Source organism: Streptomyces sp. 2-1, assembly GCF_048564895.1.
In the GTDB taxonomy this organism is placed as follows: Bacteria; Actinomycetota; Actinomycetes; order Streptomycetales; family Streptomycetaceae; genus Streptomyces; species Streptomyces phaeochromogenes.
In genome coordinates, this window is sequence record NZ_CP183383.1 from 7,469,691 (window position 1) to 7,494,167 (window position 24,477).

Consider the following 24,477-nt stretch of genomic DNA (forward strand, 5'->3'; position numbering starts at 1 on the left):
CCAGCCCCAGAACGTCCGGTGGCCAACCCCCGCCGGTCCATGAAAGAGAAGGAAGAATCAGCATGGCTGCCCTTGAGACCCTCGCCGCTGTCGAAGGCAACATCGGTTCCATCGGTTACGGCCTCGCCGCCATCGGCCCCGGCGTCGGCGTCGGCATCATCTTCGGCAACGGCACCCAGGCGCTGGCCCGCCAGCCCGAAGCGGCCGGCCTGATCCGTGCCAACCAGATCCTCGGTTTCGCGTTCTGTGAGGCGCTTGCCCTCATCGGCATCGTCATGCCGTTCGTCTACTAGACCGACGCATCGACGATAGAAACCTTTCAAGGAAAGGCACTGATGTGATCGCCAACCTGGTACAGCTGGCGGCCGAGGAGAAGCAGAACCCGCTTGTCCCGCCGGGCCCCGAGCTGCTTGTCGGCACCATCGCCTTCGCCATCGTGTTCTTCTTCTTCTGGAAGAAGCTCCTCCCGAACATCAACAAGGTTCTGGAAGAGCGCCGCGCGGCGATCGAAGGCGGTATCGAAGAGGCCGACGCCATGAAGGTCGAGGCCCAGAGCGTGCTGGAGCAGTACAAGGCTCAGCTCGCCGAGGCTCGGCACGAGGCCGCGCGTCTGCGCCAGGAGGCGCAGGAGCAGGGCGCCACGCTCATCGCCGAGATGCGTGCGGAAGGCCAGCGGCAGCGCGAGGAGATCATCGCCGCCGGTCACTCGCAGATCGCGGCAGACCGCAAGGCCGCGTCGTCGGCGCTGCGCCAGGACGTGGGCCAGCTGGCCACCGAACTGGCCGGCAAGCTCGTCGGTGAGTCCCTCGAGGACCACGCCCGGCAGAGCCGCACGATCGACCGGTTCCTCGACGGTCTCGACGAGTCCGCTTCGAAGGCCGAGGCGTCGCGATGAACGGAGCGAGCCGCGAGGCCCTGGCCGCCGCACGAGAGCGTCTCGACGCGCTGACGGACAACACGTCCGTGGACGCGACGCTGCTCGCCGACGAGCTGGCCGCCGTCACCGCGCTGCTCGACCGCGAGGTGTCACTGCGTCGGGTCCTCACCGACCCGGCGCAGGCCGGAGAGGCGAAGGCCGAACTGGCCGGGCGTCTGTTCGGCACCCAGGTCGGCGGTCCGACCGCCGATCTGGTGGCCGGTCTGGTGCGCTCCCGCTGGTCGCGGTCGCGTGACCTGGTCGACTCCATCGAGGAGCTGGCCGACACCGCCGACCTCACGGCGGCGCAGCAGGCGGGCACGCTCGACGAGGTCGAGGACGAGCTGTTCCGGTTCGGCCGGATCGTCTCTTCGAACACCGGACTGCGTGCCGCACTGACCGACCGCGGCGCCACGACCGCGGCCAAGAGCGAGCTGCTGCGCAGCCTGCTCGGCGGCCGGGCCAAGGCGACGACCGAGCGTCTGGTCACGCGCCTTGTGACCGCGCCCCGGGGACGTAGCCTGGAGTCGGGACTCGAGTCCCTGTCCAAGCTCGCCGCCGAGCGTCGTAGCCGCATGGTCGCCGTCGTCACCTCGGCGGTTCCGCTGAGCGACCCGCAGAAGCAGCGCCTGGGTGCCGCCCTCGCGAAGCTCTACGGCCGCCAGATGCACCTCAACCTCGACGTGGACCCCGAGGTCCTCGGCGGGATCCGGGTGCAGGTCGGCGACGAGGTCATCAACGGCTCCATCGCGGACCGGCTGGAAGACGTCGGCCGCCGCATGGCGAGCTAGCGGCAGCAACTCAATACACGTACGTAAACAGTTACACGCAGTAATACGGCCCTGGTTGGGCCGTGCAGAGGATTCCTGGGGGCTGACCCCAGACCCCCCAAGAAAACTTCGGGCCCAACAAGGAGAGCAGGGAACCCAGATGGCGGAGCTCACGATCCGGCCGGAGGAGATCCGGGATGCGCTGGAGAACTTTGTCCAGTCGTACAAGCCGGACGCGGCCTCGCGCGAGGAGGTCGGTACGGTCACCCTTGCCGGCGACGGCATCGCGAAGGTCGAGGGCCTTCCCTCGGCCATGGCCAACGAACTGCTGAAGTTCGAGGACGGCACCCTCGGCCTCGCGCTCAACCTGGAAGAGCGCGAGATCGGTGCGGTCATCCTCGGAGAGTTCAGCGGTATCGAGGAGGGGCAGCCGGTCACCCGTACCGGCGAGGTCCTGTCCGTGGCCGTCGGCGAGGGCTACCTCGGCCGCGTTGTCGACCCGCTCGGCACCCCGATCGACGGTCTCGGCGAGATCGAGACGTCCGGCCGCCGCGCCCTCGAGCTGCAGGCCCCGGGCGTCATGGTCCGTAAGTCGGTGCACGAGCCGATGGAGACCGGCTACAAGGCCGTCGACGCGATGACCCCGATCGGCCGTGGCCAGCGTCAGCTGATCATCGGTGACCGTCAGACCGGCAAGACCGCCCTGGCCGTCGACACGATCATCAACCAGCGCGACAACTGGCGCACCGGCGACCCGAACAAGCAGGTCCGCTGCGTGTACGTCGCCATCGGCCAGAAGGGCTCGACCATCGCCTCCGTGCGTGGCGCCCTCGAAGAGGCCGGCGCGCTGGAGTACACGACCATCGTCGCCGCCCCGGCGTCCGACCCGGCCGGCTTCAAGTACCTTGCGCCGTACACCGGTTCGGCCATCGGCCAGCAGTGGATGTACGAGGGCAAGCACGTCCTCATCATCTTCGACGACCTCTCGAAGCAGGCCGACGCCTACCGCGCCGTGTCCCTGCTGCTCCGCCGTCCGCCGGGGCGCGAGGCCTACCCCGGTGACGTCTTCTACCTGCACTCCCGTCTGCTGGAGCGCTGCGCGAAGCTCTCCGACGAGATGGGCGCGGGCTCGATGACCGGTCTGCCGATCGTCGAGACGAAGGCCAACGACGTCTCGGCGTTCATCCCGACCAACGTCATCTCCATCACCGACGGCCAGTGCTTCCTGGAGTCGGACCTGTTCAACGCCGGTCAGCGCCCCGCGCTGAACGTCGGTATCTCCGTCTCCCGAGTCGGTGGTTCCGCACAGCACAAGGCGATGAAGCAGGTTTCCGGCCGTCTGCGCGTCGACCTCGCCCAGTTCCGTGAGCTGGAGGCGTTCGCCGCCTTCGGTTCCGACCTGGACGCCGCGTCGAAGTCGCAGCTGGAGCGCGGTCAGCGGATGGTCGAGCTGCTCAAGCAGGCTCAGTACCAGCCGATGGCCACCGAGGACCAGGTCGTCTCCGTGTGGGCCGGTACCACCGGCAAGATGGACGATGTTCCGGTCAACGACATCCGCCGCTTCGAGAAGGAGCTGCTTGAGTACCTGCACCGCAAGGAGCAGGGCCTCATGACCTCCATCAAGGAGGGCGGCAAGATGTCCGACGACACCCTGCAGGCCATCGCCGACGCGATCGCGGACTTCAAGAAGCAGTTCGAGACGTCGGACGGCAAGCTGCTCGGCGAGGACACCCCTGCCGCTGCGGGCAAGTGACGACGGAAGGGACCTGACTCATGGGAGCCCAGCTCCGGGTCTACAAGCGTCGCATCAAATCCGTCACCGCGACCAAGAAGATCACCAAGGCGATGGAGATGATCGCCGCCTCGCGCGTCGTCAAGGCGCAGCGCAAGGTGGCGGCCTCCACGCCGTACGCGACCGAGCTCACCCGGGCGGTCACGGCGGTCGGCACGGGCTCGAACACCCAGCACCCGCTGACCACCGAGGCCGAGGCGCCGACGCGTTCCGCTGTGCTGCTCCTGTCGAGCGACCGCGGCCTCGCCGGGGCCTTCAACTCCAACGCCATCAAGGCCGCCGAGAAGCTGACGGCACGTCTTGAGGCGGAGGGCAAGGAGGTCGACACGTACATCGTCGGCCGCCGCGGTCTGGCCCACTACAACTTCCGGGAGCGCAAGGTCTCGGAGTCGTGGTCGGGCTTCACCGACGAGCCCACGTACGCGGACGCCAAGAAGGTCGCCGTTCCGCTCATCGAGGCCATCGAGAAGGAGACGGCGGACGGCGGCGTGGACGAACTCCACATCGTCTACACCGAGTTCGTCTCGATGATGACGCAGACGGCGGTCGACAGCCGACTGCTGCCGCTCAGCCTCGAAGAGGTCGCGGAGGAGTCCACGTCCAAGGGCGAGATCCTTCCGCTGTACGACTTCGAGCCGTCGGCGGAGGACGTCCTCGACGCCCTTCTGCCCCGGTACGTCGAGAGCCGTATCTACAACGCGCTGCTCCAGTCGGCCGCCTCCAAGCATGCCGCCACGCGCCGCGCGATGAAGTCGGCGACCGACAACGCGGGAGACCTGATCACTTCACTCTCCCGATCTGCCAATGCGGCCCGCCAGGCCGAAATCACCCAGGAAATCAGCGAGATCGTCGGTGGCACCGCAGCCCTGGCCGACGCGACCGCGGGGAGTGACAGGTAATGACGACGACAGTTGAGACGGCCGTTGCCACGGGCCGCGTCGCCCGGGTCATCGGCCCGGTCGTCGACGTGGAATTCCCCGTCGACGCCATGCCGGAGATCTACAACGCCCTTCACGTCGAGGTGGCCGACCCGGCCAACGCCGGCGAGAAGAAGACGCTGACCCTTGAGGTCGCCCAGCACCTGGGTGACGGTCTGGTCCGCACCATCTCCATGCAGCCCACCGACGGTCTGGTCCGCCAGGCCGCGGTGACCGACACGGGCACGGGCATCTCCGTCCCGGTCGGTGACTTCACCAAGGGCAAGGTGTTCAACACCCTCGGCGAGGTGCTGAACTCCGACGAGACCTACACGGGCGACCGGTGGTCCATCCACCGCAAGGCCCCCGCGTTCGACCAGCTCGAGCCGAAGACCGAGATGTTCGAGACGGGCCTGAAGGTCGTCGACCTTCTCACCCCGTACGTCAAGGGCGGCAAGATCGGTCTGTTCGGTGGTGCCGGTGTCGGCAAGACCGTGCTGATCCAGGAAATGATCATGCGTGTCGCCAACCTCCACGAGGGCGTCTCCGTCTTCGCGGGCGTCGGTGAGCGCACCCGTGAGGGCAACGACCTCATCGCGGAGATGGAAGAGTCGGGCGTTCTGGACAAGACCGCTCTTGTCTTCGGTCAGATGGACGAGCCCCCGGGCACCCGTCTGCGCGTGGCCCTTGCCGGTCTGACCATGGCGGAGTACTTCCGCGATGTGCAGAAGCAGGACGTGCTGTTCTTCATCGACAACATCTTCCGCTTCACCCAGGCCGGTTCCGAGGTCTCGACCCTGCTCGGCCGTATGCCCTCCGCGGTGGGTTACCAGCCGACCCTGGCCGACGAGATGGGTCTCCTCCAGGAGCGCATCACCTCGACCCGTGGTCACTCGATCACCTCGATGCAGGCGATCTACGTCCCCGCGGACGACCTGACCGACCCGGCCCCGGCGACCACGTTCGCCCACCTCGACGCGACGACGGTTCTCTCCCGTCCGATCTCCGAGAAGGGCATCTACCCGGCCGTGGACCCGCTGGACTCCACGTCCCGCATCCTGGACCCGCGGTACATCGCGCAGGAGCACTACGACGCCGCGATGCGCGTCAAGACGGTCCTGCAGAAGTACAAGGACCTTCAGGACATCATCGCGATCCTCGGTATCGACGAACTGGGCGAGGAGGACAAGCTCGTCGTCCACCGTGCCCGTCGCGTGGAGCGCTTCCTGTCCCAGAACACCCACGCCGCCAAGCAGTTCACCGGCGTGGACGGTTCGGACGTTCCGCTGGACGAGTCGATCGCGGCCTTCAACTCGATCTGCGACGGCGAGTACGACCACTTCCCGGAGCAGGCGTTCTTCATGTGCGGTGGCCTGGAGGACCTCAAGGCCAAGGCCAAGGAGCTCGGCGTCTCCTGAACCTCGTGTTCTCGGTGAGGGGGCGGGCTCGCGCCTCGCGGGGTGCGTCCCGTCCCCTTCACCACGCCCACTAGACTTTGACCCAACACCCGGCAGCGAAAGCCGGGTGGTGACCCGAGGAGCCCACCTTGGCTGCTGAGCTGCACGTCGAGCTCGTCGCCGCGGACCGCAGTGTCTGGTCCGGCGAGGCCACCCTGGTCGTCGCGCGTACCGCGTCCGGCGACATCGGCGTCATGCCCGGCCACCAGCCGCTGCTCGGTGTGCTGGAGTCGGGCCCGGTGACCATCCGTACGAGTGATGGTGGAACTGTCGTCGCCGCGGTGCACGGCGGTTTCATCTCGTTCGCGGACAACAAGCTGTCGCTGCTGGCCGAGATCGCCGAGCTGTCGGACGAGATCGATGTCCAGCGTGCGGAGCGGGAGCTCGAGCGAGCGAAGGCGGAGGGCGATGCCTCCGCCGAGCGTCGCGCGGACGTCCGTCTGCGAGCGGCGTCGACGCACTGAAACCAGCGCGCGACGAGATGTGACTCAGCCGCGGCCAGGACCGGAGCTTGCTCCGGACCGGGTCGCGGCTGAGGCGATGCGGGTGCTTTTTTCCTTTCCGTTACCTAGGAGACGAGGAGGTCGGTGTCGATGGTCCTCGCTCTGACTGTGTGCGGGTTGGTAGTCGTGCTGGTGGCGGTGGCACTCTTCGTGTTCCATCTGCGCCGCCGGCTGATCCAGCGCTCCGGAGGTACGTTCGACTGCAGCCTCCGCTGGGACGCCCCGGAGAAGAGCGACACCAGCGGAAAAGGCTGGGGCTACGGCATCGCCCGCTACAACGGCGACCGCATCGAGTGGTTCCGCATCTTCTCGTACGCTCCCCGCCCGCGCCGTGTCCTTGAGCGCTCGGCGATCGAGGTGGCCGGCCGCCGCACCCCGGACGGCGAGGAGGAGCTGGCCCTGCTCGCCGACCAGATCATCCTCGCCTGCGTCCATCGCGGTACACGCCTTGAGCTGGCCATGAGCGAGGACGCGCTGACCGGGTTTCTCGCGTGGCTTGAAGCAGCCCCGCCCGGACAACGAGTGAACGTGGCGTAGCCACGTTCACTCGTTGGTTGGGGGTCCCCCCGGACGAAGTCTGGGGGAGCGTCAATGTCGCCTGATGTCTAGCTCCAGCTCTTGGTACTGACGGTCGCTAGTTCAGGCCGCCGTTGATCGCGTTCACCAGCTCTCCGTTGCTGGTGTCGCCGCTGAACTCCCAGAAGAACGCGCCGCCCAGGCCCTGGTTCTTGGCCCAGGTCATCTTCGAGCCGATGGTGGCCGGGGTGTCGTAGCTCCACCAGTTGTTGCCGCAGTAGGCGTAGGCCGTACCGGCGATGGTGCCGGTGGCCGGGCAGGAGTTCTTGAGGACCTTGTAGTCCTCGATTCCGGCCTCGTACGTACCCGGTGCCGCGCCGGTCGCCGAGCCGCCGGGAGTGGACTGGGTCACGCCGGTCCAGCCGCGCCCGTAGAACCCGATGCCGAGCAGCAGCTTCTTCGCGGGTACGCCCTTGCTCTTGAGCTTGGCGATCGCGTCGGCCGAGTTGAAGCCCGCCGCCGGGATGCCCGCGTACGAGGTCAGCGGCGAGTGCGGGGCGGTCGGACCGTCCGCGTCGAAGGCGCCGAAGTAGTCGTACGTCATCACGTTGTACCAGTCGAGGGACGCCGAGGCGCCGCCGTAGTCGGCCGCGTCGATCTTGCCCCCGGAGGAGCCGTCGGCGGTGATGGCCGCGGTGACCAGGTAGTTGGAGCCGAACTCGGTGCGCAGCGCCTGGCTGAGCGTCTTGAACGAGCTGAAGCCGGACGTGTCACAGGTCAGACCGCAGGCGTTCGGGTACTCCCAGTCGATGTCGATGCCGTCGAAGACATCGGCCCAGCGCGGGTCCTCGACAACGGCCTTGCAGGAGGCGGCGAACGCGGCCGGGTTGGCGGCGGCCTGCGTGAAGCCGCCGGAGTAGGTCCAGCCGCCGAAGGAGTACAGCACCTTGATGTGCGGGTACTTGGCCTTCAGCTGGCGGAGCTGGTTGAAGTTGCCGCGCAGCGGCTGGTCCCAGGTGTCGGCGGTGCCGCTGACGGACTGGTCGGCGGTGTAGGCCTTGTCGTAGGCGGCGTAGGTGTCGTCGACGACGCACTTGCCGTCCTTGACGTTGCCGAACGCGTAGTTGATGTGCGTGATCTTCGACGCGGAGCCGGAGGTCACCAGGTTCTTGACGTGGTAGTTGCGGCCGTAGACGCCCCACTCGGTGAAGTAGCCGAGCTTGACCTTGTCGCCGGTGGGCGGCTCGGTGGTGCCGCCGGTCGTGCGCACGGCGACCGCACCGCTGGCCGGACCGGTCTGGTCGGCGGTGTCACGCGCCTGGACGGTGTAGGAGTAGTCGGTGCCCGCGGTCAGACCGGTGTTCGTGTACGAGGTGGTCGTGACGGTGGCGACCTTGGTGCCGTCGCGCAGGACGTCGTAGTTCTTGATGCCCTTGTCGTCGGTGGCCGCGCTCCAGGACAGCTTCACCGAGGTGTTGGTGATGTCGGAGGCGGTGGGGGTGCCGGGGGCCGAGGGGGCGGAGTCGCCGGGGACACTGCCGCCGTCACAACTGCCGCCGTTCAGCTTGCAGTTGGCGGGGGAGCCGGTGCCGGAGCCGTTGAAGCCGAAGGAGACGGAGGCGCCGGGGGCGAGGCTGCCGTTCCAGGACTTGTTCTTGGCGGTCCAGTGGGTGCCGGAGCTGGTGACGTCGGCGTCCCAGGCGGAGGTGACCGAGGTGCCCGAGGGGAAGTCCCACTCGACGTTCCAGGAACTGATGGTCGTGGTCCCGGTGTTCTTGACGGTCCACTTGCCTTCGAAGCCGGATCCCCAGTCCTGGGTCTTGGCGTAGGTGGCGGTCGCCGACGTGGCGGCGGAGGCGGGGCTCGCGAGCCCTACCAGGGCGGCGAACGGCAACAACAGGGTGGTGAGCCCGGCCACGGCTCTCTGTCCGAGTCTGTGTCTGAGGCGCATCCGCGTCTCCTATGGGGAGTTTGATGATGTGCGCAGGACAATAGAAAGGTCTGGACCATAGGTCAATAGGTCCAGACCACTGCGGGGGTGCCGGGCGGCTACTTGTTACAAGCGCCGGCCGGCGTGCGCCGCCGCTCGCGGAGGCTTGTCGGCTACACGCCCAACTCCTGTGCCAGGACCGCCGCTTGGACCCGGCTGCGCAGTTCGAGCTTGCCCAGCAGGCGGCTGACGTGCGTCTTCACGGTCGCCTCCGCCATGTCGAGACGTACACCGATCTCCGCGTTGGACAGGCCTTCCCCGAGGCAGGACAGCACCTCCCGCTCCCGTCGCGTCAGCGCGTCGAGGACGGACGGGTCGGCCGTCGGCTCGCGTACGGGCTTCGCCGCGAACTCGGAGATCAGCCGACGGGTCACCGCGGGCGCGATCAGGCCCTCGCCGCGCGCCACCGTCCGCACGGCGTCGAGGAGTTGACGCGCCTCGGTGTTCTTCAGCAGGAAGCCGGCGGCGCCCGCGCGCAGCGCGCCGAAGACGTACTCGTCCAGGTCGAACGTGGTCAGTACGAGCACGTCGGCGAGGCGCTCGGCGACGACCTGACGGGTGGCGGAGACGCCGTCGAGACGGGGCATCTGAATGTCCATCAGAACGAGGTCGGGCCGCAGTTCCCGGGCCAGGGCCACCGCCTGCTCGCCGTCCGCCGCCTCGCCGACCACCTCGATGTCGGGGGCGCTGCGCAGGATGAGGACGAGACCGGCGCGTACGGCGGACTGGTCCTCGGCGACGAGCACACGGATCATTCGGTTTCTCCTTCGGTGATCGGGAGGGTGGCGCGTACGGTCCAGGTCTTGCCGTCGGCGGAGGCCGGGTCACCGACGGGTCCCGCCTCGAACGTGCCGTGCAGCAGGGCGACCCGCTCGCGCATCCCTATCAGGCCGGCGCCCGAGCCGGGGGCGCGCGGGCCGTCGTCCCGGGCACCGCCGTAGGGGCTGGTCACCCGCACGTCCAGGGAGTGGTCGCGCTGGGCGAGGGCGACGGTGACCCGGCCGGGGGAGGCGTGCTTGAGGGCGTTGGTCAGGCACTCCTGCACGATGCGGTAGGCGGCCAGTTCGACCGGGGCGGGGAGCGCCGTGTGCGTGCAGTCCAGGTCCACGTCGAGGCCGTTGGCGCGGGCCTGGTCCACCAGCGCGCCGAGTCCGTCGAGGGTGGGCGCGGCGACCGCCTCCGTGTCGCCGCTGCTGTCGCGCAGGATGCCGATCAGGCGGCGCATCTCGGCGAGCCCCTCGACGCTGTTCTCGCGGATCACGCCGAGGGCCTGCTTCGAGGTGTCGGGGTCGTCCAGCGAGAGCGCGGCCGTGGAGTGGATGGCGATCGCGGACAGGTGGTTGGCGACCATGTCGTGCAACTCGCGTGCCATGCGCGCCCGTTCGGCGGTGACGGCCTGGGTGCGGTCCATCTCGGCGAGCAGGGCGGTCTGTTCGGCGCGGAGGCGGGCCGCTTCGGCGGCGTCGCGGTGGTTGCGCACGATCCAGCCGGTGGCGGCCGGTGCCAGCGACACGATGCCGACGCCCGCACCGATGAGTAGGGCCTCCGGCTGACGCCAGATCGCCACGGGTGCGATCGTTCCGGCCACCGTGAGCAGCCCGGTGATCCACGGGATGCGCCGGGCGGAAGCGGGCGGCCCGTACAGCACCGCCGCGTACACGAGGTCGGTGAACATCACGACGGTGGCCAGGCTGCCCCGCGTGAAGAGGTCCGCGACCAAAGCGACCGTGCCGACGAGCAGGGCCGTGCGCGGCATGGTCCTGCGCAGCAGCTCGCAGCCCGTCATCACGACGAGCGGGATCAGCAGTGCCCGGCTGTCGGACCACAGGACGATCGGCTCGTCGGCCGGCCGGGTGCCAAGACCGACCGCGTACAGGAACAGCCCGCCGAGCAGTCCCGCGGCCGCGATCCGCACGTCGTCTCGGTGGGGGCGGGGGAGTCGTACGGCCATGACTCCATCCAACACGGAGTGCGCCGCCGATGCCTGATCCCGGGGGACGGTCCTCGGCTACATCGAAGGATGCAGTGCCGTTTCGTCACTGGCGACGACGATCGCGGCCCGGGGCGACGGGAGCCTGGAAGGGTGACCGAGAGGAGCGAGTCGTGATCGTCACGCTGATCGTCGTATGCGAGGTCGGCTTCTGGGTGCTGCTGGCCGCGGGCCTCGCCTTCCGCTATCTGTTCAAGATGCCCCGCATGGGGCTGGCTCTGCTGTTGTGCGAGCCGCTGCTGGAGGTCGTGCTGCTGGTCGTCACCGCGATGGACCTGAAGGACGGGGCGGAGCCGAGCTGGAAGCACGGGCTGGCCGCGCTGTACATCGGCTACACCGTGGGGCATGGCCACCGGACGGTGAAGTGGCTCGACGGGCATGCGGCTCATCGGCTCGGGGGTGCGGCTCGGCCCGTCGGGCCGCCGCGGTACGGGATGGCTCGGGCCCGGCACGAGGGCAAGGTGTGGATGGGGTCCGTGGTCGCGGCGGGGGTTGCGACCGGGTTGTTGCAGGTCGCCATCTGGTACGTCGGGGATTCGGGGAGTACGGGGTCGTTGGAGAGCTGGCGGTATGTGGCTTGGCGGGCGGCCGGGATTCACGGGGTGATCGCGTTGACTTACCTGATCTGGCCCAAGAAGGCGCCGGAGGGCTCCGCCGGGGAGGGGGCGTCGGTGGAGCGGAGCCTCACCAAGAAGTGAGGCTCCGCCGGGGGGTGGGGGAGAACGTGGCTCGTTCGCTGCGGGTGGGTCGGTGCTGGTCGCGCAGTTCCCCGCGCCCCTAAAAGCCAAAAGCCAAAAGACTGCGCAGTTCCCCGCGCCCCTGAATCGTCCCCGGTGCCCCCTGAAACGTACTCAGCGTTCGCCTCCCGGGACCCAGAGGACGTCGCCCGTCTCCTTGTTTGCCGCTCTTGCCAGGATGAAGAGCAAGTCCGACAGGCGGTTCAGGTAGGTCGCCGTCAGGGGGTTCATGATCTGGTCGTGGGTCTCCAGCGCCGCCCAGGTCGAGCGTTCGGCGCGGCGGACCACCGTGCACGCCTGGTGGAGGAGGGCCGCGCCCGGGGTGCCGCCGGGGAGGATGAAGGAGCGGAGCTTCTCCAGTTGTTCGTTGAAGTGGTCGCAGTCCGCCTCCAGCTTGTCGATGTAGAACTGCTCGACCCGCAGGGGAGGGAACTCGGGGTTCTCGGCGACCGGCGTGGAGAGGTCCGCGCCCACGTCGAAGAGGTCGTTCTGGACGCGGGTGAGGACCTTGACGATCTCCTCGTCGAGGGCGCCGAGGGCGATCGCCGTGCCGATGGCCGCGTTCGCCTCGTTGGCGTCGGCGTACGCCGAGATCCGCGGGTCGGTCTTGGCGACCCGGCTCATGTCGCCCAGGTTCGTCGTGCCCCGGTCGCCGGTCCTGGTGTAGATGCGCGTCAGATTGACCATGCGGCCAGCGTAGTTACGCCCCGGCCTTCCGGAACACTCGTGTGCCCACCGTCACGGCGAGTCCCGCGAGACCGACGGCCACCAGGACGCCGTACGCCATGGAGGCGGTCGCGTACGAGCCGACGTACGCGTCCCGCATCGCGTCCACCAGATAGCGGAAGGGCATGACGTGCGAGAGGGCGTCCAGCCAGCCGGGCGCCAGGGACATGGGGAGCATGAGGCCGGACAGGAGCATGGACGGCATGGTCAGCGCGTTGATCGTCGGGCCGAACGTGTGGGCCGAGCTGAGGCGCATGGCCAGCGCGTACGACAGCGAGGCCAGCGAGACGGTGAGCAGCGCGACGAACGCGAAGCCGATCAGGATGCCTGCCAGCGGTGCGCGCAGGCCCATCGCCAGGGCGGCCAGGACCAGCAGGACCGCCTGGAAGACGAAGACCGCCGTGTCGCGCAGCACCCGGCCGAGCAGGAGTGCGAGCCGGCTGACCGGGGTGACGCGCATCCGCTCCACGACCCCGTGGCCTTTCTCGACGATGATCATGAATCCGGCGAACGCGGCCCCGAACAGACCGAGTTGGAGCAGCAGTCCGGGGACCAGGACCTGCCAGGAGCTCCCGCCGCCGCCCAGCGGCAGATCGGTGAGCAGCGGGCCGAAGAAGAGCAGGTACAGCAGCGGCATCAGTACGCCGAAGAGCATCGCGAACCTGGAGCGCAGGGTCTGGCGCATGTAGCGCCCGAAGATCAGCGCGGTGTCCTGGAGAAGCACGGTCGTCACGTCCTGGATGGATGGGAGGGATGGGCGGTCAGACGGCTACGGGGGTGGAGTCCGCGGGCGCGGGGCCGCGGCCCGTGATGGCGAGGAACGTGTCCTGGAGCGTCGCGTCGATCGACCCTCCGTACCGGAGCTTGAGCGCGCTCGGCGTGCCCTCCGCCACCACGACGCCCTGGTCGACGACCACGAGCCGGTCCGCGAGCGCGTCCGCCTCGTCGAGGTAGTGGGTGGTGAGGAAGACGGTCGTGCCGTGGTCGTCCCGCAGTCGTCGGACCAGGTCCCAGAGGTCCGCCCGGCTCGCCGGGTCGAGGCCCGTGGTCGGCTCGTCGAGGAACAGCACCTTCGGGCGGTGGGTGAGGCCGAGCGCGATGTCGAGACGCCGGCGCTGGCCGCCGGAGAGCGCCGACGTCTTCCGGTCGAGGAGGTCGGTGAGGCCCAGGTCGCGGGCCAACTCCTCGGCCCGCTCCGCCGCCTGAACCCTGGTCAGGCGGTAGAGCCGCCCCTGCGTGACGAGTTCCTCGCGTACGGAGATCTGGGGGTCGACCCCGCCCGACTGCGCCACGTACCCGCACGCGAGGCGGACGCCCTCCGGGTCGGTGGCCAGGTCGTGGCCCGCGACGGTGGCGGCACCGCCGGTCGGGGCCAGCAGGGTCGTGAGCATCCGGAGCGTGGTGGTCTTGCCCGCTCCGTTGGGGCCGAGGAAACCGAGGATCTCGCCCGCCCGGACGGTGAGGTCGATGCCGCGGACCGCCTCGACGGGGCCGCGTCTGGTCTGGAAGGTCCGGGCGAGGCCGGCCGTGCTGATGATGGGCATGCGCCAAGAAAAACAGAGGGACTTAAATTTTGCAATGCCACCAAAATTTCAGAGAGACCAGAAATCATCGGTCCGGCCTACGATGAAGCCATGGCAGAGGGGCTCAGGGAGCGGAAGAAGCGCGAGACCAGGCAGCGCATCTCGGACATCGCCACGGGACTGTTCCTGGAGCACGGCTTCGTGACGGTGACCATGGCCGAGGTCGCGGACGCGGCCGACGTCTCCGTGAACACCGTCTACAACTACTTCCCGGCCAAGGAGGACCTCTTCTTCGACCGCAGCAGGGGAGTCGTCGACCGGCTCTCGCGCTGGGTGCGAGGCCGGCGCGTCGGCGAGTCGGCAGCCGTCGCCGTCCTGCGCGAGCTGCGCGAGGAGGTCGAGGCGGTCTCGCCCCGGGTCGGACTGATGGAGGGGTACGACCGCTTCATGCGGGTCATCCATGACGCGCCCGCCCTCAGGTCCCGCCTGTGGAGCCTTCAGCAGGAGGTCCACGACGACCTGGAGGCGGCGCTGCGCGAGGAGACGGGCGCCGATCCGGACGATCCGACTCCGGGTCTGATGGCCGGGCAGATCGGCTGGCTCCACCAGACGGTCATGAGCAACATCAGCCGCGAGATGATGGCGCGCCGCGATCCGGCCGACGTGTCCCGGGAAGTGCTGACCCTCCTCGACGGCATGGAGGACCTTTTGAGCGAGAAGGTCCTCAACTACGCCGTACGGGCGGCGGAATGAGCCGCTCGGTGTGATGTCCGTCCTATGAGACGTGACGCGCGTTACTTACCGGTCACACAGCGCCTGACGAGCGCTAGGGTCCGCCGAAGAGGCAACCCGACAGCGTGTTACCCGGGTTGTCCCGCGATGGTCAACGCCGGGAAAACGCAGCAGGGGAGTCGGACAGTGGCAGGGAAGCTCGCCGTCATCGGGGCCGGACTCATGGGTTCAGGTATCGCCCAGGTCTCCGCACAGGCCGGCTGGGACGTCGTCCTGCGCGATGTCACCGACGAGGCGTTGACCCGTGGCACCGACGGCATCAAGGCCTCGTACGACAAGTTCGTGAGCAAGGGGAAGCTTGACGCCGGCGCGGCCGAGCAGGCGCTGGGCCGTATCACCACGACGACCGACCTGGACGCGGTCGCGGACGCCGACATCGTCGTCGAGGCCGTCTTCGAGAAGCTGGAAGTCAAGCACGAGATCTTCCGTACGCTCGACAAGCTGGTGAAGGACGAGACCGTACTCGCCTCCAACACCTCCGCCATCCCGATCACCAAGATCGCGGCGGCCACCGAGCGCCCGGAGCGGGTCGTCGGCGTCCACTTCTTCTCGCCGGTCCCGATGATGCAGCTCTGCGAGCTCGTCCGCGGCTACAAGACGAGCGACGAAACCCTCGCCACCGCGCGGGAGTTCGCCGAGTCGGTCGGCAAGACCTGCATCGTCGTCAACCGTGACGTCGCCGGCTTCGTGACCACCCGGCTCATCTCGGCGCTCGTCGTCGAGGCGGCCAAGCTGTACGAGTCGGGCGTGGCGACCGCCGAGGACATCGACCTCGCCTGCAAGCTGGGCTTCGGTCACGCGATGGGTCCTCTCGCCACCGCCGACCTCACGGGTGTCGACATCCTTCTGCACGCGACCAGCAACATCTACACCGAGTCCCAGGACGAGAAGTTCGCCCCGCCGGAGCTGATGCGCCGGATGGTTGACGCCGGTGACATCGGCCGTAAGAGCGGGCAAGGCTTCTACACGTACTGATACACGTACTGACTCTGTGGTGATCTTCGACCGGTCACTCCTCGGAGTGAATTCGGTATCGGTTCGCTTACAGAGGGCAACTTCTGCCCCGGTACGGCAGTCAGTCCTGGCAACACAGGACACGACGAAGACGCAGCGTACGAAAACGCACTCTCGGGGAGCGCATATGTACATCAGGGGCGACCACGCCGAGCTGGTCGTCGGGGGCCGCCTCGACGTCCGCAGCGCGGCGGACGCCCGTACGGTCCTGCACTCGGCAGTCGACGACGGCGTCGGCGACCTGGTGCTCGACCTGTCAGAGCTGGACTCCTGGGACGCCACCGGGCTCGGTGTCATCATGGGGGCCCACCGGCGGGCGGGGCGGTGCGGCCGGAGGCTTGTGCTGCGCGGCGTCCCGCCGCAGATGCAGCGACTGCTGGTGGCCACCCGGCTCCACCGGATCCTGGCGATCGAGGGCGGCATCGGCGTCGAGTCGCTGCCCCGGGTGTGACCCCGCGCCCCTCCCGGGCGTGACCCCCGCCGCCACTGGATGTGACCCGGCACCGCTCCTGGATGTGACTCGGCGTCACTGTCGCAAACGGCGAAGATCCGGTAGGAAGCGATCGTACGAAACGTATGTCGCGAACAATCCTCACGAAGCTGTGACGTCTCGGACGGCGCGGTACCCCGTGTGTTCGTAGATACTGTGCGAAGGTTTAGGGTTCGGCTGCCCGCGTCTTGACGAACCCGTGAGCGGGCACCGGACCAGAAGCGACAGCGCAGTGTGCAGCAAGGCCGGGAGGGGCTCGGCACACCACGCTTTTGGGGGGCTTGGACCTATGGACCCGATGAACCGGGGACCCGAAGAGTACGGCCAGGACGACGACGGCTCGGCGCCACGACAGCGCCCGCCGCGCGATCCTCTGACGTCCGACTTCGGTCAGCACACGCCAGCACTGGCCCGCACCGTCCAACTCGTGTCGGGCGACCATCTGCTCACCGTCAATCCCGTCGACGGCAGCGAGATCGAGCTCTGCCCACCGGGCGAGCGACCGCCGCGGCCCACGAAGTACAGCGCAGCCGACCGGGCCGAGCTGGCCCGCTCGACACGACCTCCCGTACCACCCGGGGCCGCACTGCCCAGACTGCCGCTCCTGGAGCGGCAGGAGGAGCGTGAGCGGCTTGTACGCCTGCTCGCGCGCGGGCGCTCGGTCCGGCTCACCGGACCCTCGGGCTCGGGCCGCACCGTGCTCCTGGACGCCGTCGCCGACGACTGCGCGGACCTCGCCCCGGACGGCGTGGTGCGCCTCAGCGGCCACCGCCGTTCCCCGGACGATCTCCTGCACGACCTCTTCGCCGCCGTCTTCAACGCTCCGCTGCACCGGCCGGAGCGCGAGGAGCTGCTCGCACTCGTCCACGAGATCGGCGCTGTCGTCGTCCTGGACGACGTGGAATTCGGCGCCGGCGCGCTCGACGAACTGCTCGACGCGACCCCCGAGTGCGCCTTCCTGATCTCCGCGACACCGGACGTTCCCGCGCCGTCGACCGACTCGCTCCTCGAAGAGGTCTTCCTCGGCGGCCTCGGCCGCGGCGGCGGTCTCGAACTGCTGGAGCGCGCCGTCGGCCGCGTCCTGACCGAGGACGAGGCGAACTGGGCGGGAGACCTCTGGTTCGAGTCCGAGGGGCTGCCGCTGCGCTTCGTGCAGGCCGGTGCGCTGCTGCGGCAGCGCGACCAGCTGCGCGCCGACCCGAACGCCTTCGACGAGTTCGGCTACTACGAGGACGCGCCCGTGGACGCGCCCTTCGACGCCGAGGACGGCCACGACGTACCGCTGCCGTCGCTCGCCGAGGGCGCCGCCCCGGCCGCGCTCCTCGCGACCCGGCTCAGCGAGTCGGCGCGCGCCACGCTGCGCTTCGCCGTCGCGCTGGACGGCGAGGTGCCGCACCAGGCGCATCTGCCGGCACTGGTGGGGGACACGCACGCGGACGCCGCGCTCGCCGAGCTCGTCGGCTGCGCGCTCGTCACCCCGGTCGGCTCGCACTACCGGCTCGCGGCGGGCGTACAGACCCAGCTGGAGGCCGCCGGATACGCCTCCGACGCCGAGGAGAAGGCACGCTCCGCCGCGGAGCACTACGCCTGGTGGGCGGGGCATCCGTCGGTCACCCCGGAGCGGGTCGCCGCCGAGGCGGACGCCGTGCTCGCCGCGCTGACCGCCCTGGCACCCCTCACGGAGCCGCCGGTCGAGGACGAGGAGAGCGCGACTGCCGTACGGCTGGCGCGCACGGCCGCGCCCGCGTTCGCCGCGGGGCTGCACTGGAGCGCCTGGGAGCGTGCGCTGCGCTCGGGCGCCGAGGCGGCCCGGCTGTCCGGCGAGGTCTCGGATCAGGCCTATTTCCACCACGAGCTGGGCGTCCTCGCGCTCTGCGCCGGGCAGTTCGACCGGGCCCGCACCGAGTTGGAGGCGTCCATCGGGCTGCGCGGCGCCCTCGCCGAGAAGCGCGGCACCGTCGCCGGCCGCCGCGCCCTCGCCCTGGTCGCGGACCGCACCGGCACCACACCGCCCGCCGGGATCGGTGCGACGGCGGGCGAGGAGGTGCCCGACGCGCGGTACGAGGAGTCGGCGTCGCCGCCCGGTGGCGTACCGTCCGGATTCACTCCGGTCCCCTCGCTCCAGCCGTCGGGCGAGCCCGCGACGGTCATCAGCCGCAGCGGTTCCGCCTCCGCGGCGAAGCCGGGCCGCGTCAAGGGCCTGGTCAACGGCACCCGGCGCAACCTCGCGGCGGCGGGCGCGGGCGCGCTCCTCGCCGCAGTGCTCGGCACGGTGGTGACGCTCGGCGCGACCTCCAACCCGGACGACAACATCCCGTCGGAGCAGGTCGGCCCCAACCCGTCGGCCAGCGCGGGCGACGACGGCAACGGACTCGGCGCGGACCGGCCGAACAAGGGCGGCGACGCGGACTCGACGAGCCGTCCCACCGACCCGGGCGACGACGGGATCATCGGGACCTCGGACGACCCGGCGCCGACTTCGAGCACGAAGCCCTCGGACGACCCGACCGGGACGAAGGAACCGAGCACCAGCAAGCCCACGACGAAGCCGCCGACCTCGCCCAAGCCGCCGACTTCGCCGAAGCCGCCGACCAGTCCGACGCCGACACCCACGCCGACTCCGACACCGACCGACCCCGATCCGACCGGTGAGCCGAGCGAGACTCCGCCGACCACACCGGAGACCTCCGACTCGGCCAGCGGCCCGGCCTCCAGCCCGGCCGAGAGCAGCAGCGCCGCGAGCAGCCCGGCGGACGGCGGCTCGCCGACGATCTGACACCCGGGGTACGACACCCGCGTACGGCACCACCGACAGTGGGCCGGGTCCTCCACCAAGGACCCGGCCCACTGTCGTGCCGTAGGGAAGAACCTCGTGGCCGTCAGAACAGCCGCAGCTTGTCGTCCTCGATGCCGCGCAGCGCGTTGTAGTCGAGGACCGTGCAGCCGATGCCCCGGTCGGTGGCGAGGACGCGGGCCTGGGGCTTGATCTCCTGGGCCGCGAAGATGCCGCGGACCGGTGCGAGGTGCGGGTCGCGGTTCAACAGCTCCAGATAGCGCGTGAGTTGCTCCACGCCGTCGATCTCGCCGCGCCGCTTGATCTCCACGGCGACGGTCTGGCCGGCGCCGTCACGGCACAGGATGTCGACCGGGCCGATCGCCGTCATGTACTCGCGGCGGATCAGCGAGTAGCCCTCGCCGAGGGTGTCGATGCGGTCGGCGAGGAGCTCCTGAAGGTGCGCCTCCACGCCGTCCTTGATCAGGCCGGGGTCCACACCGAGTTCGTGCGAGGAGTCGTGGAGGACCTCCTCCATCGTGATGATGAGCTTCTCGCCCGCCTTGTTGATGACGGTCCAGACACCCGCTGTGCCTTCATCGTCTCCCGAACCCTCCTTCAGCGTGCAGGGCGGCGACATCCAGTTGAGGGGCTTGTAGGCCCGGTCGTCCGCATGGATCGAGACACTGCCGTCGGCCTTCACAAGGATCAGGCGGGGGGCCGACGGGAGATGGGCGGTGAGCCGGCCCGCGTAGTCAACGGAGCAGCGGGCAATGACGAGACGCATGGTCGGCAACGCTACTCGACCGGCAAGGGTCGGCGCGATCCGCCCATGGGCCCGCTTGACCGCAACTCTTCCTGTCGCCCCTGTTTCCCCGGATAAGCCCTGTTCGAAAGTGGCTGGTTGTGAGCAGGTTGAGTCTCCCCTGGTTTCTCAATGTCCTGGTGCGGCCACGAACAGTTGCCTACCGTATAAACGGGAGGTCGCGACGCGTGTACTCAGCGTGTTCGGCGTCGCGCTCTCCTTCCCTGTCCGTCAACCCCCTCTGCCGAGGGGGTGCGAGAGGAGAACCCATGTCGCTGGACGTCTCACCGGCCCTACTCGAAAAGGCCGAGCGAGGCGAGGTCGACGAAGCGGAATTCGTCGACTGCGTCCGGATTTCCCTGCCCTACGCATGGGAGATGATCAGCTCCCTGGTGGCTCAGCTGAAGGTGGACGGCGGCAACTTCGCCGACAACCAGACGCCTCCGCCGGACGAGCAGGCGCGCGGCCAGCTGCTGCGTGCGCTCGCGAGTGACGCGATACGCGGTGCGCTGCAGCGGCACTTCGGGGTGCGCCTGGCCTTCCAGAACTGCCACCGCGTGGCGGTGTTCCCGCTGGACGGCTCGGTGGACGACACCTTGACCCGTTTCACCTCGGTGCGCAGTCAGCTGCTGAACCAGTCGCCGGAGTTCCGGGACTGCTGAGGCAGTGATGCCGCACGGCTTGCCGCTCCGTACGCGGGAGGTGCTTTTGTACTGGGGCGGCAAGCTCCCCGCGGCGCACACCGGTTGGGCCCGGACAGGGGTCTGTTCCGGTCGGATACGGGCCTGTTGACACCGAACGAGGCCCAACCCCCGGAATGCGTACGCCAGTTCGGCCCCGACCGCCCACGGGCTCGCCCCCGGCCGCACACGGGCCCGGGCTCGGCAGGACGCACTCCGGTTCGGCCTGGACGTACCCCGGTTCGGTCCGCACGCACTGCGGTTCGGCCTGGACGCGCTCCCGTTCGGCCCGGTCGCATCCCGGCTCGGCCGGGACGCGGTTCTCTTCGGCTCGGCCCGGGCGGGGCCCCGCTCACCGCAGCCGCGGCAGCACCTCGCCCCCCAGCCGCCGTACGTTCTCCTCGGTCGCCGCCAGGTCGCCCGAGCCCTCCGTGAGCAACGCGAAGCGCGTGATGCCCGTGCGCTCGGAGGTCGCCGCGAGGCGGTCGGCGCACAGGCGGGGCGTGCCCACCGGGTGCAGACCGCAGAGCAGTTCGGTGTAGGCCACCGGGTCCCGCATCGAGCGGGCCCGGCCGTCTACGGTCACATGGGCGTCGAGGCCCTGCTTCAGCCAGCCCGGCATGGCCTTCAGCAGCATCTCGACCGCGTCCGTGCGCCGGTCCGCGACCTGGGCGATACCGGCCGAGACATGGGCCGCGTCCGCGATCGCCTCGGGCGAGTACCCCGCGTCGCGCGCGCACGTACGCCACAGCGTGACCATCTCCGCCTTCTCCTCGTCCCCGACATGCATCCCCAGGAGCATCGGCAGCCCGCGCTCGGCGGCCAGCCGGACACTCGCCGGTGAGGTGCAGGCGACGACGACCTCGGGGCTCTCGCCGCCCGTCAGGGCCTCCGACGGCCTTGGCACGACAGGGACTTCACGGAAAGCGAAGCGTTCCGAGCCGCCCGCGACGGACGGCTCACGCAGCCACCGCACCAGCAGATCGAGTGATTCCGGGAACCCCTTCTCGTACGCGTCGAGGCCCGTCCCGAAGACCTCCAGGTCCACCCACGGTCCGCCGCGCCCCAGCCCGAGCGAGAAGCGCCCGCCGGACGTCACGTGGAGCAGCGCGGCCTGCTCGCCGAGCGCCACGGGGTGCACGGTGGGCAGCACGCTGACCGCCGTGCCGACCCGGATCCGACGGGTGCGGCCGAGCAGTAACGCCGCGAGCGTGATGGCCGACGGGCACGTCCCGTACGGCACGAAGTGGTGCTCGGCCAGCCATACGGCGTCGAGCCCCGCCTCCTCGGCGACCTCGGCGGACCGCACCGCGCGGTGCAGTGCCTCCCCCTGGCCCTGGCCCGGGAACTGGGCCGCCAGTACAAAACTTCCTACGCGCATCGCACTCCTGCCTCCTTGTGCCGACGCGGCTCCCCCACATCGCATAACCGTCTGACACGTGCCAAGGACACGGCTTGGCGGGGAGATTGGCGGATTGTCTGCAGAATGAGCCGGCCGTGCGGGGGATCTGTGGGGGTTGGTGACGTACGCGTACCCCTGGGTGCTCCGCGTAGGCTGGACACAGCCCGTGCTCCCTGTATAGCTCCGTGAGGTGTCCTGTGTCCCCGCGTCGCAACCGTCCCAAGGGTGCCGGTGACTCCGGCCGGAGCCCGGACGGAGATCCCTCCGACCGTTACGGAGGCTGGCAGTCGACGGAGAGCTGGCAGGGCGAGGCGTGGAGCGTGCGGCACGTGGCGGGCGCGAGTGCCCAGGGCAAGACGTACCGCTGCCCCGGCTGCGACCAGCAGATTCCCTCCGGCGTCCCGCACGTGGTGGCCTGGCCCGAGCACTCCGGTGTGGACGAGCGGCGGCACTGGCACAAGGCCTGCTGGAACGCGAAGGACCGCCGCACCACACGGGTGCAGCGGTCCCGGAACGCCCCGAGGTTCTAGACCTTCGAACGAAGATCCGTACGTTTTCTACGCCCTAGACATCCCGCTTCTCCAGCAGCGCGTACGCCCCGGCGATCGCCGCCGCGGTCACGCCGACGAGGAGGAGGAGCTGGGAACTGCCGTTCCCGTTGTCCGAGTCGATCTGGAAGATCCGGGCGAGCGCGTTCGGAGCGTTGTACTCCATCATCTTCTCGCCGATCGTCCGCATGCTCTCGGACATCAGCAGGAACGCGGGCAGGATCGCGGGCACCAGCACCACACCGAGCATCGTGGTGATCGCGCCGGCGGAGTGCCGCAGCATCGAGCCCACAGCGAGCGCGAGGACGCCGAGCAGCGACACGTAGAGCGCGCCCAGCAGGACGGTCCCGCCCCACTCGTTGTCCGACGATCCGCCGTGCATGCCCGACGTGATCAGGCCGACCACTCCGATGGAGAGGGCCGACACGACGAACGCGACGACGAAGAAGATCATCAGCTTGGCGGTGAGCACCCGGTAGCGCTGGGGCGACGCCGTGAACGTCGTACGGATCATGCCCGTGCCGTACTCCGACGAGACCACGAGCACGCCCAGCGTGATCAGACAGATCTGCCCGAGGATCAGGCCGAAGAAGGCGGGGATCGTGTACGGGACGTCCGTGAAGTCCTCGTTGGTGGTCTGGGCGGCGACCAGGAAGCCGATGCCGACGACCAGCAGCACGAAGACACCGAGCGTCCACATCGTGGAGCGCACCGACTTGATCTTCGTCCACTCGGAGGTGAGCGCGTGACCGAGGTGCGTACGCGTGATCGGAATCGGCGAGGTGTACGAAGTCCCGGGCGCGCCCTGCCAGTTGGGGGCAGGGGCGCCCTGCTGCTGCATCTGGTGCTGGGGCGTGCTCATCGGGCGTCCTCGGGCTTGGTCAGGTCGGGGGCGGCGGAGGAGGGCTGCGCCGGGGCGGCGGTCGCGGGCGCGGCACCGGCCGGCTGGGCGTACGGGTTGGGCTCTCCGGCTCCGGGCGCGGCCGGGGCGCCGTACGGGCCCGAGGGCGCTCCGGCGGGCGGCTGCGCCTGCGGCATCGCGAACGGCTGGCCGCCCTGCTGGGGCGGCGGCGGGGCGTACCAGCCCGGCTGGCCCTGACCCGGCACCGGCATCTGCTGCGGCGGCATCGCGCCCGGCGGCAGCTCCTGCTCGAAGCCCGCGCGCTGGTCGATGGTGGAGCGGTAGTCGACGGCGCCCTGCGTCATCCGCATGTACGCCTCCTCCAGCGAGGCCTGGTGCGGGGAGAGCTCCCACAGGCGTACGTCGGCGCTGTGCGCGAGGTCGCTGATCCGGGGGAGCGGCAGGCCCATGACACGCAATGCGCCGTCCTGCTCGGGCAGCACCTGGCCGCCCGCCTCGGTCAGCGCCGCCGTCAGCTTCTCGCGCTGCTGGGGCTCGGTCTCGGGCGTACGCACGCGGGCGAAGTCGGCCGAGTTGTGCGAGATGAAGTCGCGGACGCTCATGTCGGCGAGCAGCTGGCCGCGGCCGATCACGATGAGGTGGTCGGCGGTGAGCGCCATCTCGCTCATGAGGTGGGAGGAGACGAAGACGGTCCGGCCCTCGGCGGCCAGCGACTTCATCAGGTTCCGCACCCAGAGGATGCCCTCGGGGTCGAGGCCGTTGACCGGCTCGTCGAAGAGCAGCACCTGGGGGTCGCCGAGGAGCGCGGCGGCGATGCCGAGCCGCTGGCCCATGCCGAGCGAGAAGCCCTTGGAGCGCTTTCGCGCCACGTCCTGGAGGCCGACGACACCCAGCACCTCGTCCACGCGGCGGGCCGGGATGCCGGACAGCTGGGCGAGGCACAGGAGGTGGTTGCGGGCGTGCCGGCCACCGTGCACGGCCTTGGCGTCGAGGAGCGCGCCGACCTGGCGGGGGGCGTTGGGCAGCTTGCGGTAGGGGTAGCCGCCGATCGTGACCTGACCGGAGCTGGGGTTGTCGAGCCCGAGGATCATGCGCATGGTCGTCGACTTGCCCGACCCGTTGGGCCCGAGGAAGCCGGTGACGGAACCCGGCCTTACCTGGAAGGAAAGGTTGTACACGGCTGTCTTGTCGCCATAGCGCTTCGTCAGGCCGACTGCCTCGATCATTCTCCGCACCCATCGAATGGTTCAGGACGTCGGGGCACACGCCCCCGT

General features: G+C 69.5%; 25 protein-coding genes. 15 read left to right on the forward strand and 10 right to left on the reverse strand.

Going from position 1 to position 24,477, the window contains the following annotated elements:
- Positions 1-62 precede the first annotated feature (62 nt).
- The 8 genes from atpE to ACN20J_RS33030 all read left to right on the forward strand — a co-directional run bounded on the left by atpE (position 63) and on the right by ACN20J_RS33030 (position 6,892).
- Complete coding sequence (atpE, locus tag ACN20J_RS32995) at positions 63-293, forward strand: ATP synthase F0 subunit C (RefSeq protein WP_105970730.1); 231 nt, start codon at positions 63-65, stop codon at positions 291-293.
- Between the two features lie 44 nt (positions 294-337).
- A complete protein-coding gene (locus tag ACN20J_RS33000) occupies positions 338-895 on the forward strand; it encodes a F0F1 ATP synthase subunit B (protein ID WP_189837658.1) in 558 nt (185 codons plus the stop codon).
- A complete protein-coding gene (locus tag ACN20J_RS33005; RefSeq protein ID WP_189837659.1) occupies positions 892-1,707 on the forward strand; it encodes a F0F1 ATP synthase subunit delta in 816 nt (271 codons plus the stop codon). The genes ACN20J_RS33000 and ACN20J_RS33005 overlap by 4 nt, the downstream gene beginning before the upstream one ends.
- A 139-nt stretch (positions 1,708-1,846) precedes the next feature.
- The gene (gene atpA / locus ACN20J_RS33010) at positions 1,847-3,439 is read left to right on the forward strand and encodes a F0F1 ATP synthase subunit alpha (RefSeq protein WP_189837660.1); all 1,593 of its coding nucleotides are present in this window, start codon (positions 1,847-1,849) and stop codon (positions 3,437-3,439) included.
- A gap of 20 nt (positions 3,440-3,459) precedes the next feature.
- Positions 3,460-4,377, forward strand: coding sequence for a F0F1 ATP synthase subunit gamma (locus tag ACN20J_RS33015; RefSeq protein ID WP_055614419.1), 918 nt, complete (start codon positions 3,460-3,462; stop codon positions 4,375-4,377).
- The gene (gene atpD, locus ACN20J_RS33020) at positions 4,377-5,813 is read left to right on the forward strand and encodes a F0F1 ATP synthase subunit beta (protein ID WP_189837662.1); all 1,437 of its coding nucleotides are present in this window, start codon (positions 4,377-4,379) and stop codon (positions 5,811-5,813) included. Before ACN20J_RS33015 ends, atpD begins: the two co-directional genes overlap by 1 nt.
- A gap of 128 nt (positions 5,814-5,941) precedes the next feature.
- Positions 5,942-6,316 carry a F0F1 ATP synthase subunit epsilon gene (locus tag ACN20J_RS33025; RefSeq protein ID WP_190232148.1) on the forward strand — a complete coding sequence of 125 codons (375 nt, stop codon included), beginning with the start codon at positions 5,942-5,944 and terminating at the stop codon, positions 6,314-6,316.
- A 129-nt stretch (positions 6,317-6,445) separates the two neighbouring features.
- Complete coding sequence (locus tag ACN20J_RS33030; protein ID WP_055614422.1) at positions 6,446-6,892, forward strand: DUF2550 domain-containing protein; 447 nt, start codon at positions 6,446-6,448, stop codon at positions 6,890-6,892.
- Positions 6,893-6,989: 97 nt separating this feature from the next.
- Here ACN20J_RS33030 and ACN20J_RS33035 read toward each other — a convergent pair whose 3' ends face one another.
- From ACN20J_RS33035 to ACN20J_RS33045, 3 genes are all read right to left on the reverse strand, one after another.
- On the reverse strand, positions 6,990-8,822 hold the full coding sequence (locus ACN20J_RS33035; RefSeq protein ID WP_190232147.1) for a glycoside hydrolase family 18 chitinase: 1,833 nt from the start codon (positions 8,820-8,822) through the stop codon (positions 6,990-6,992).
- A gap of 152 nt (positions 8,823-8,974) precedes the next feature.
- Positions 8,975-9,616 carry a response regulator transcription factor gene (locus tag ACN20J_RS33040; RefSeq protein WP_361897332.1) on the reverse strand — a complete coding sequence of 214 codons (642 nt, stop codon included), beginning with the start codon at positions 9,614-9,616 and terminating at the stop codon, positions 8,975-8,977.
- Entirely contained in the window at positions 9,613-10,812 is a 1,200-nt protein-coding gene (locus ACN20J_RS33045; protein ID WP_361920682.1) for a sensor histidine kinase, read from the reverse strand. The genes ACN20J_RS33040 and ACN20J_RS33045 overlap by 4 nt, the downstream gene beginning before the upstream one ends.
- Before the next feature lie 152 nt (positions 10,813-10,964).
- Between ACN20J_RS33045 and ACN20J_RS33050 the strand changes: the two genes are divergently transcribed.
- Complete coding sequence (locus tag ACN20J_RS33050; protein ID WP_419667414.1) at positions 10,965-11,549, forward strand: hypothetical protein; 585 nt, start codon at positions 10,965-10,967, stop codon at positions 11,547-11,549.
- 153 nt (positions 11,550-11,702) lie between these two features.
- Here the strand turns inward: ACN20J_RS33050 and ACN20J_RS33055 are convergent, their stop codons facing one another.
- Genes ACN20J_RS33055 through ACN20J_RS33065 form a run of 3 tightly spaced genes read right to left on the reverse strand, consistent with a single transcriptional unit; the run spans position 11,703 to position 13,858 of the window.
- Positions 11,703-12,275 carry a cob(I)yrinic acid a,c-diamide adenosyltransferase gene (locus ACN20J_RS33055; RefSeq protein ID WP_189837668.1) on the reverse strand — a complete coding sequence of 191 codons (573 nt, stop codon included), beginning with the start codon at positions 12,273-12,275 and terminating at the stop codon, positions 11,703-11,705.
- Between the two features lie 13 nt (positions 12,276-12,288).
- Positions 12,289-13,038 (reverse strand): ABC transporter permease, encoded by a 750-nt coding sequence (locus tag ACN20J_RS33060; protein WP_419669003.1) that lies wholly within the window; start codon positions 13,036-13,038, stop codon positions 12,289-12,291.
- A gap of 37 nt (positions 13,039-13,075) precedes the next feature.
- Entirely contained in the window at positions 13,076-13,858 is a 783-nt protein-coding gene (locus tag ACN20J_RS33065; protein WP_419667415.1) for an ABC transporter ATP-binding protein, read from the reverse strand.
- 90 nt (positions 13,859-13,948) lie between these two features.
- On the opposite strand from ACN20J_RS33065, the gene ACN20J_RS33070 reads away from it, so the two are divergent.
- From ACN20J_RS33070 to ACN20J_RS33085, 4 genes are all read left to right on the forward strand, one after another.
- A complete protein-coding gene (locus tag ACN20J_RS33070; RefSeq protein ID WP_189837670.1) occupies positions 13,949-14,590 on the forward strand; it encodes a TetR/AcrR family transcriptional regulator in 642 nt (213 codons plus the stop codon).
- Between the two features lie 165 nt (positions 14,591-14,755).
- On the forward strand, positions 14,756-15,604 hold the full coding sequence (locus tag ACN20J_RS33075) for a 3-hydroxyacyl-CoA dehydrogenase family protein (RefSeq protein WP_189837671.1): 849 nt from the start codon (positions 14,756-14,758) through the stop codon (positions 15,602-15,604).
- 166 nt (positions 15,605-15,770) lie between these two features.
- Complete coding sequence (locus ACN20J_RS33080; RefSeq protein ID WP_030672301.1) at positions 15,771-16,094, forward strand: STAS domain-containing protein; 324 nt, start codon at positions 15,771-15,773, stop codon at positions 16,092-16,094.
- Between the two features lie 328 nt (positions 16,095-16,422).
- Entirely contained in the window at positions 16,423-18,909 is a 2,487-nt protein-coding gene (locus ACN20J_RS33085; RefSeq protein ID WP_419667416.1) for an ATP-binding protein, read from the forward strand.
- 103 nt (positions 18,910-19,012) lie between these two features.
- Here ACN20J_RS33085 and nucS read toward each other — a convergent pair whose 3' ends face one another.
- Complete coding sequence (gene nucS / locus ACN20J_RS33090) at positions 19,013-19,693, reverse strand: endonuclease NucS (protein ID WP_190232141.1); 681 nt, start codon at positions 19,691-19,693, stop codon at positions 19,013-19,015.
- Between the two features lie 287 nt (positions 19,694-19,980).
- On the opposite strand from nucS, the gene ACN20J_RS33095 reads away from it, so the two are divergent.
- Positions 19,981-20,373 carry an SCO5389 family protein gene (locus tag ACN20J_RS33095; protein ID WP_055617795.1) on the forward strand — a complete coding sequence of 131 codons (393 nt, stop codon included), beginning with the start codon at positions 19,981-19,983 and terminating at the stop codon, positions 20,371-20,373.
- 370 nt (positions 20,374-20,743) lie between these two features.
- Here the strand turns inward: ACN20J_RS33095 and ACN20J_RS33100 are convergent, their stop codons facing one another.
- Positions 20,744-21,772: an LLM class flavin-dependent oxidoreductase gene (locus tag ACN20J_RS33100; RefSeq protein ID WP_189837674.1), complete on the reverse strand. Its 1,029-nt coding sequence runs from the start codon at positions 21,770-21,772 to the stop codon at positions 20,744-20,746.
- A 218-nt stretch (positions 21,773-21,990) separates the two neighbouring features.
- Here ACN20J_RS33100 and ACN20J_RS33105 point away from each other — a divergent pair, with 218 nt between their 5' ends.
- Positions 21,991-22,323: an ATP/GTP-binding protein gene (locus ACN20J_RS33105; protein ID WP_189837675.1), complete on the forward strand. Its 333-nt coding sequence runs from the start codon at positions 21,991-21,993 to the stop codon at positions 22,321-22,323.
- Between the two features lie 34 nt (positions 22,324-22,357).
- Here ACN20J_RS33105 and ACN20J_RS33110 read toward each other — a convergent pair whose 3' ends face one another.
- On the reverse strand, positions 22,358-23,203 hold the full coding sequence (locus tag ACN20J_RS33110) for an ABC transporter permease (protein WP_190232140.1): 846 nt from the start codon (positions 23,201-23,203) through the stop codon (positions 22,358-22,360).
- The gene (locus ACN20J_RS33115) at positions 23,200-24,429 is read right to left on the reverse strand and encodes an ABC transporter ATP-binding protein (protein ID WP_190232139.1); all 1,230 of its coding nucleotides are present in this window, start codon (positions 24,427-24,429) and stop codon (positions 23,200-23,202) included. The genes ACN20J_RS33110 and ACN20J_RS33115 overlap by 4 nt, the downstream gene beginning before the upstream one ends.
- Positions 24,430-24,477: the final 48 nt, after the last annotated feature.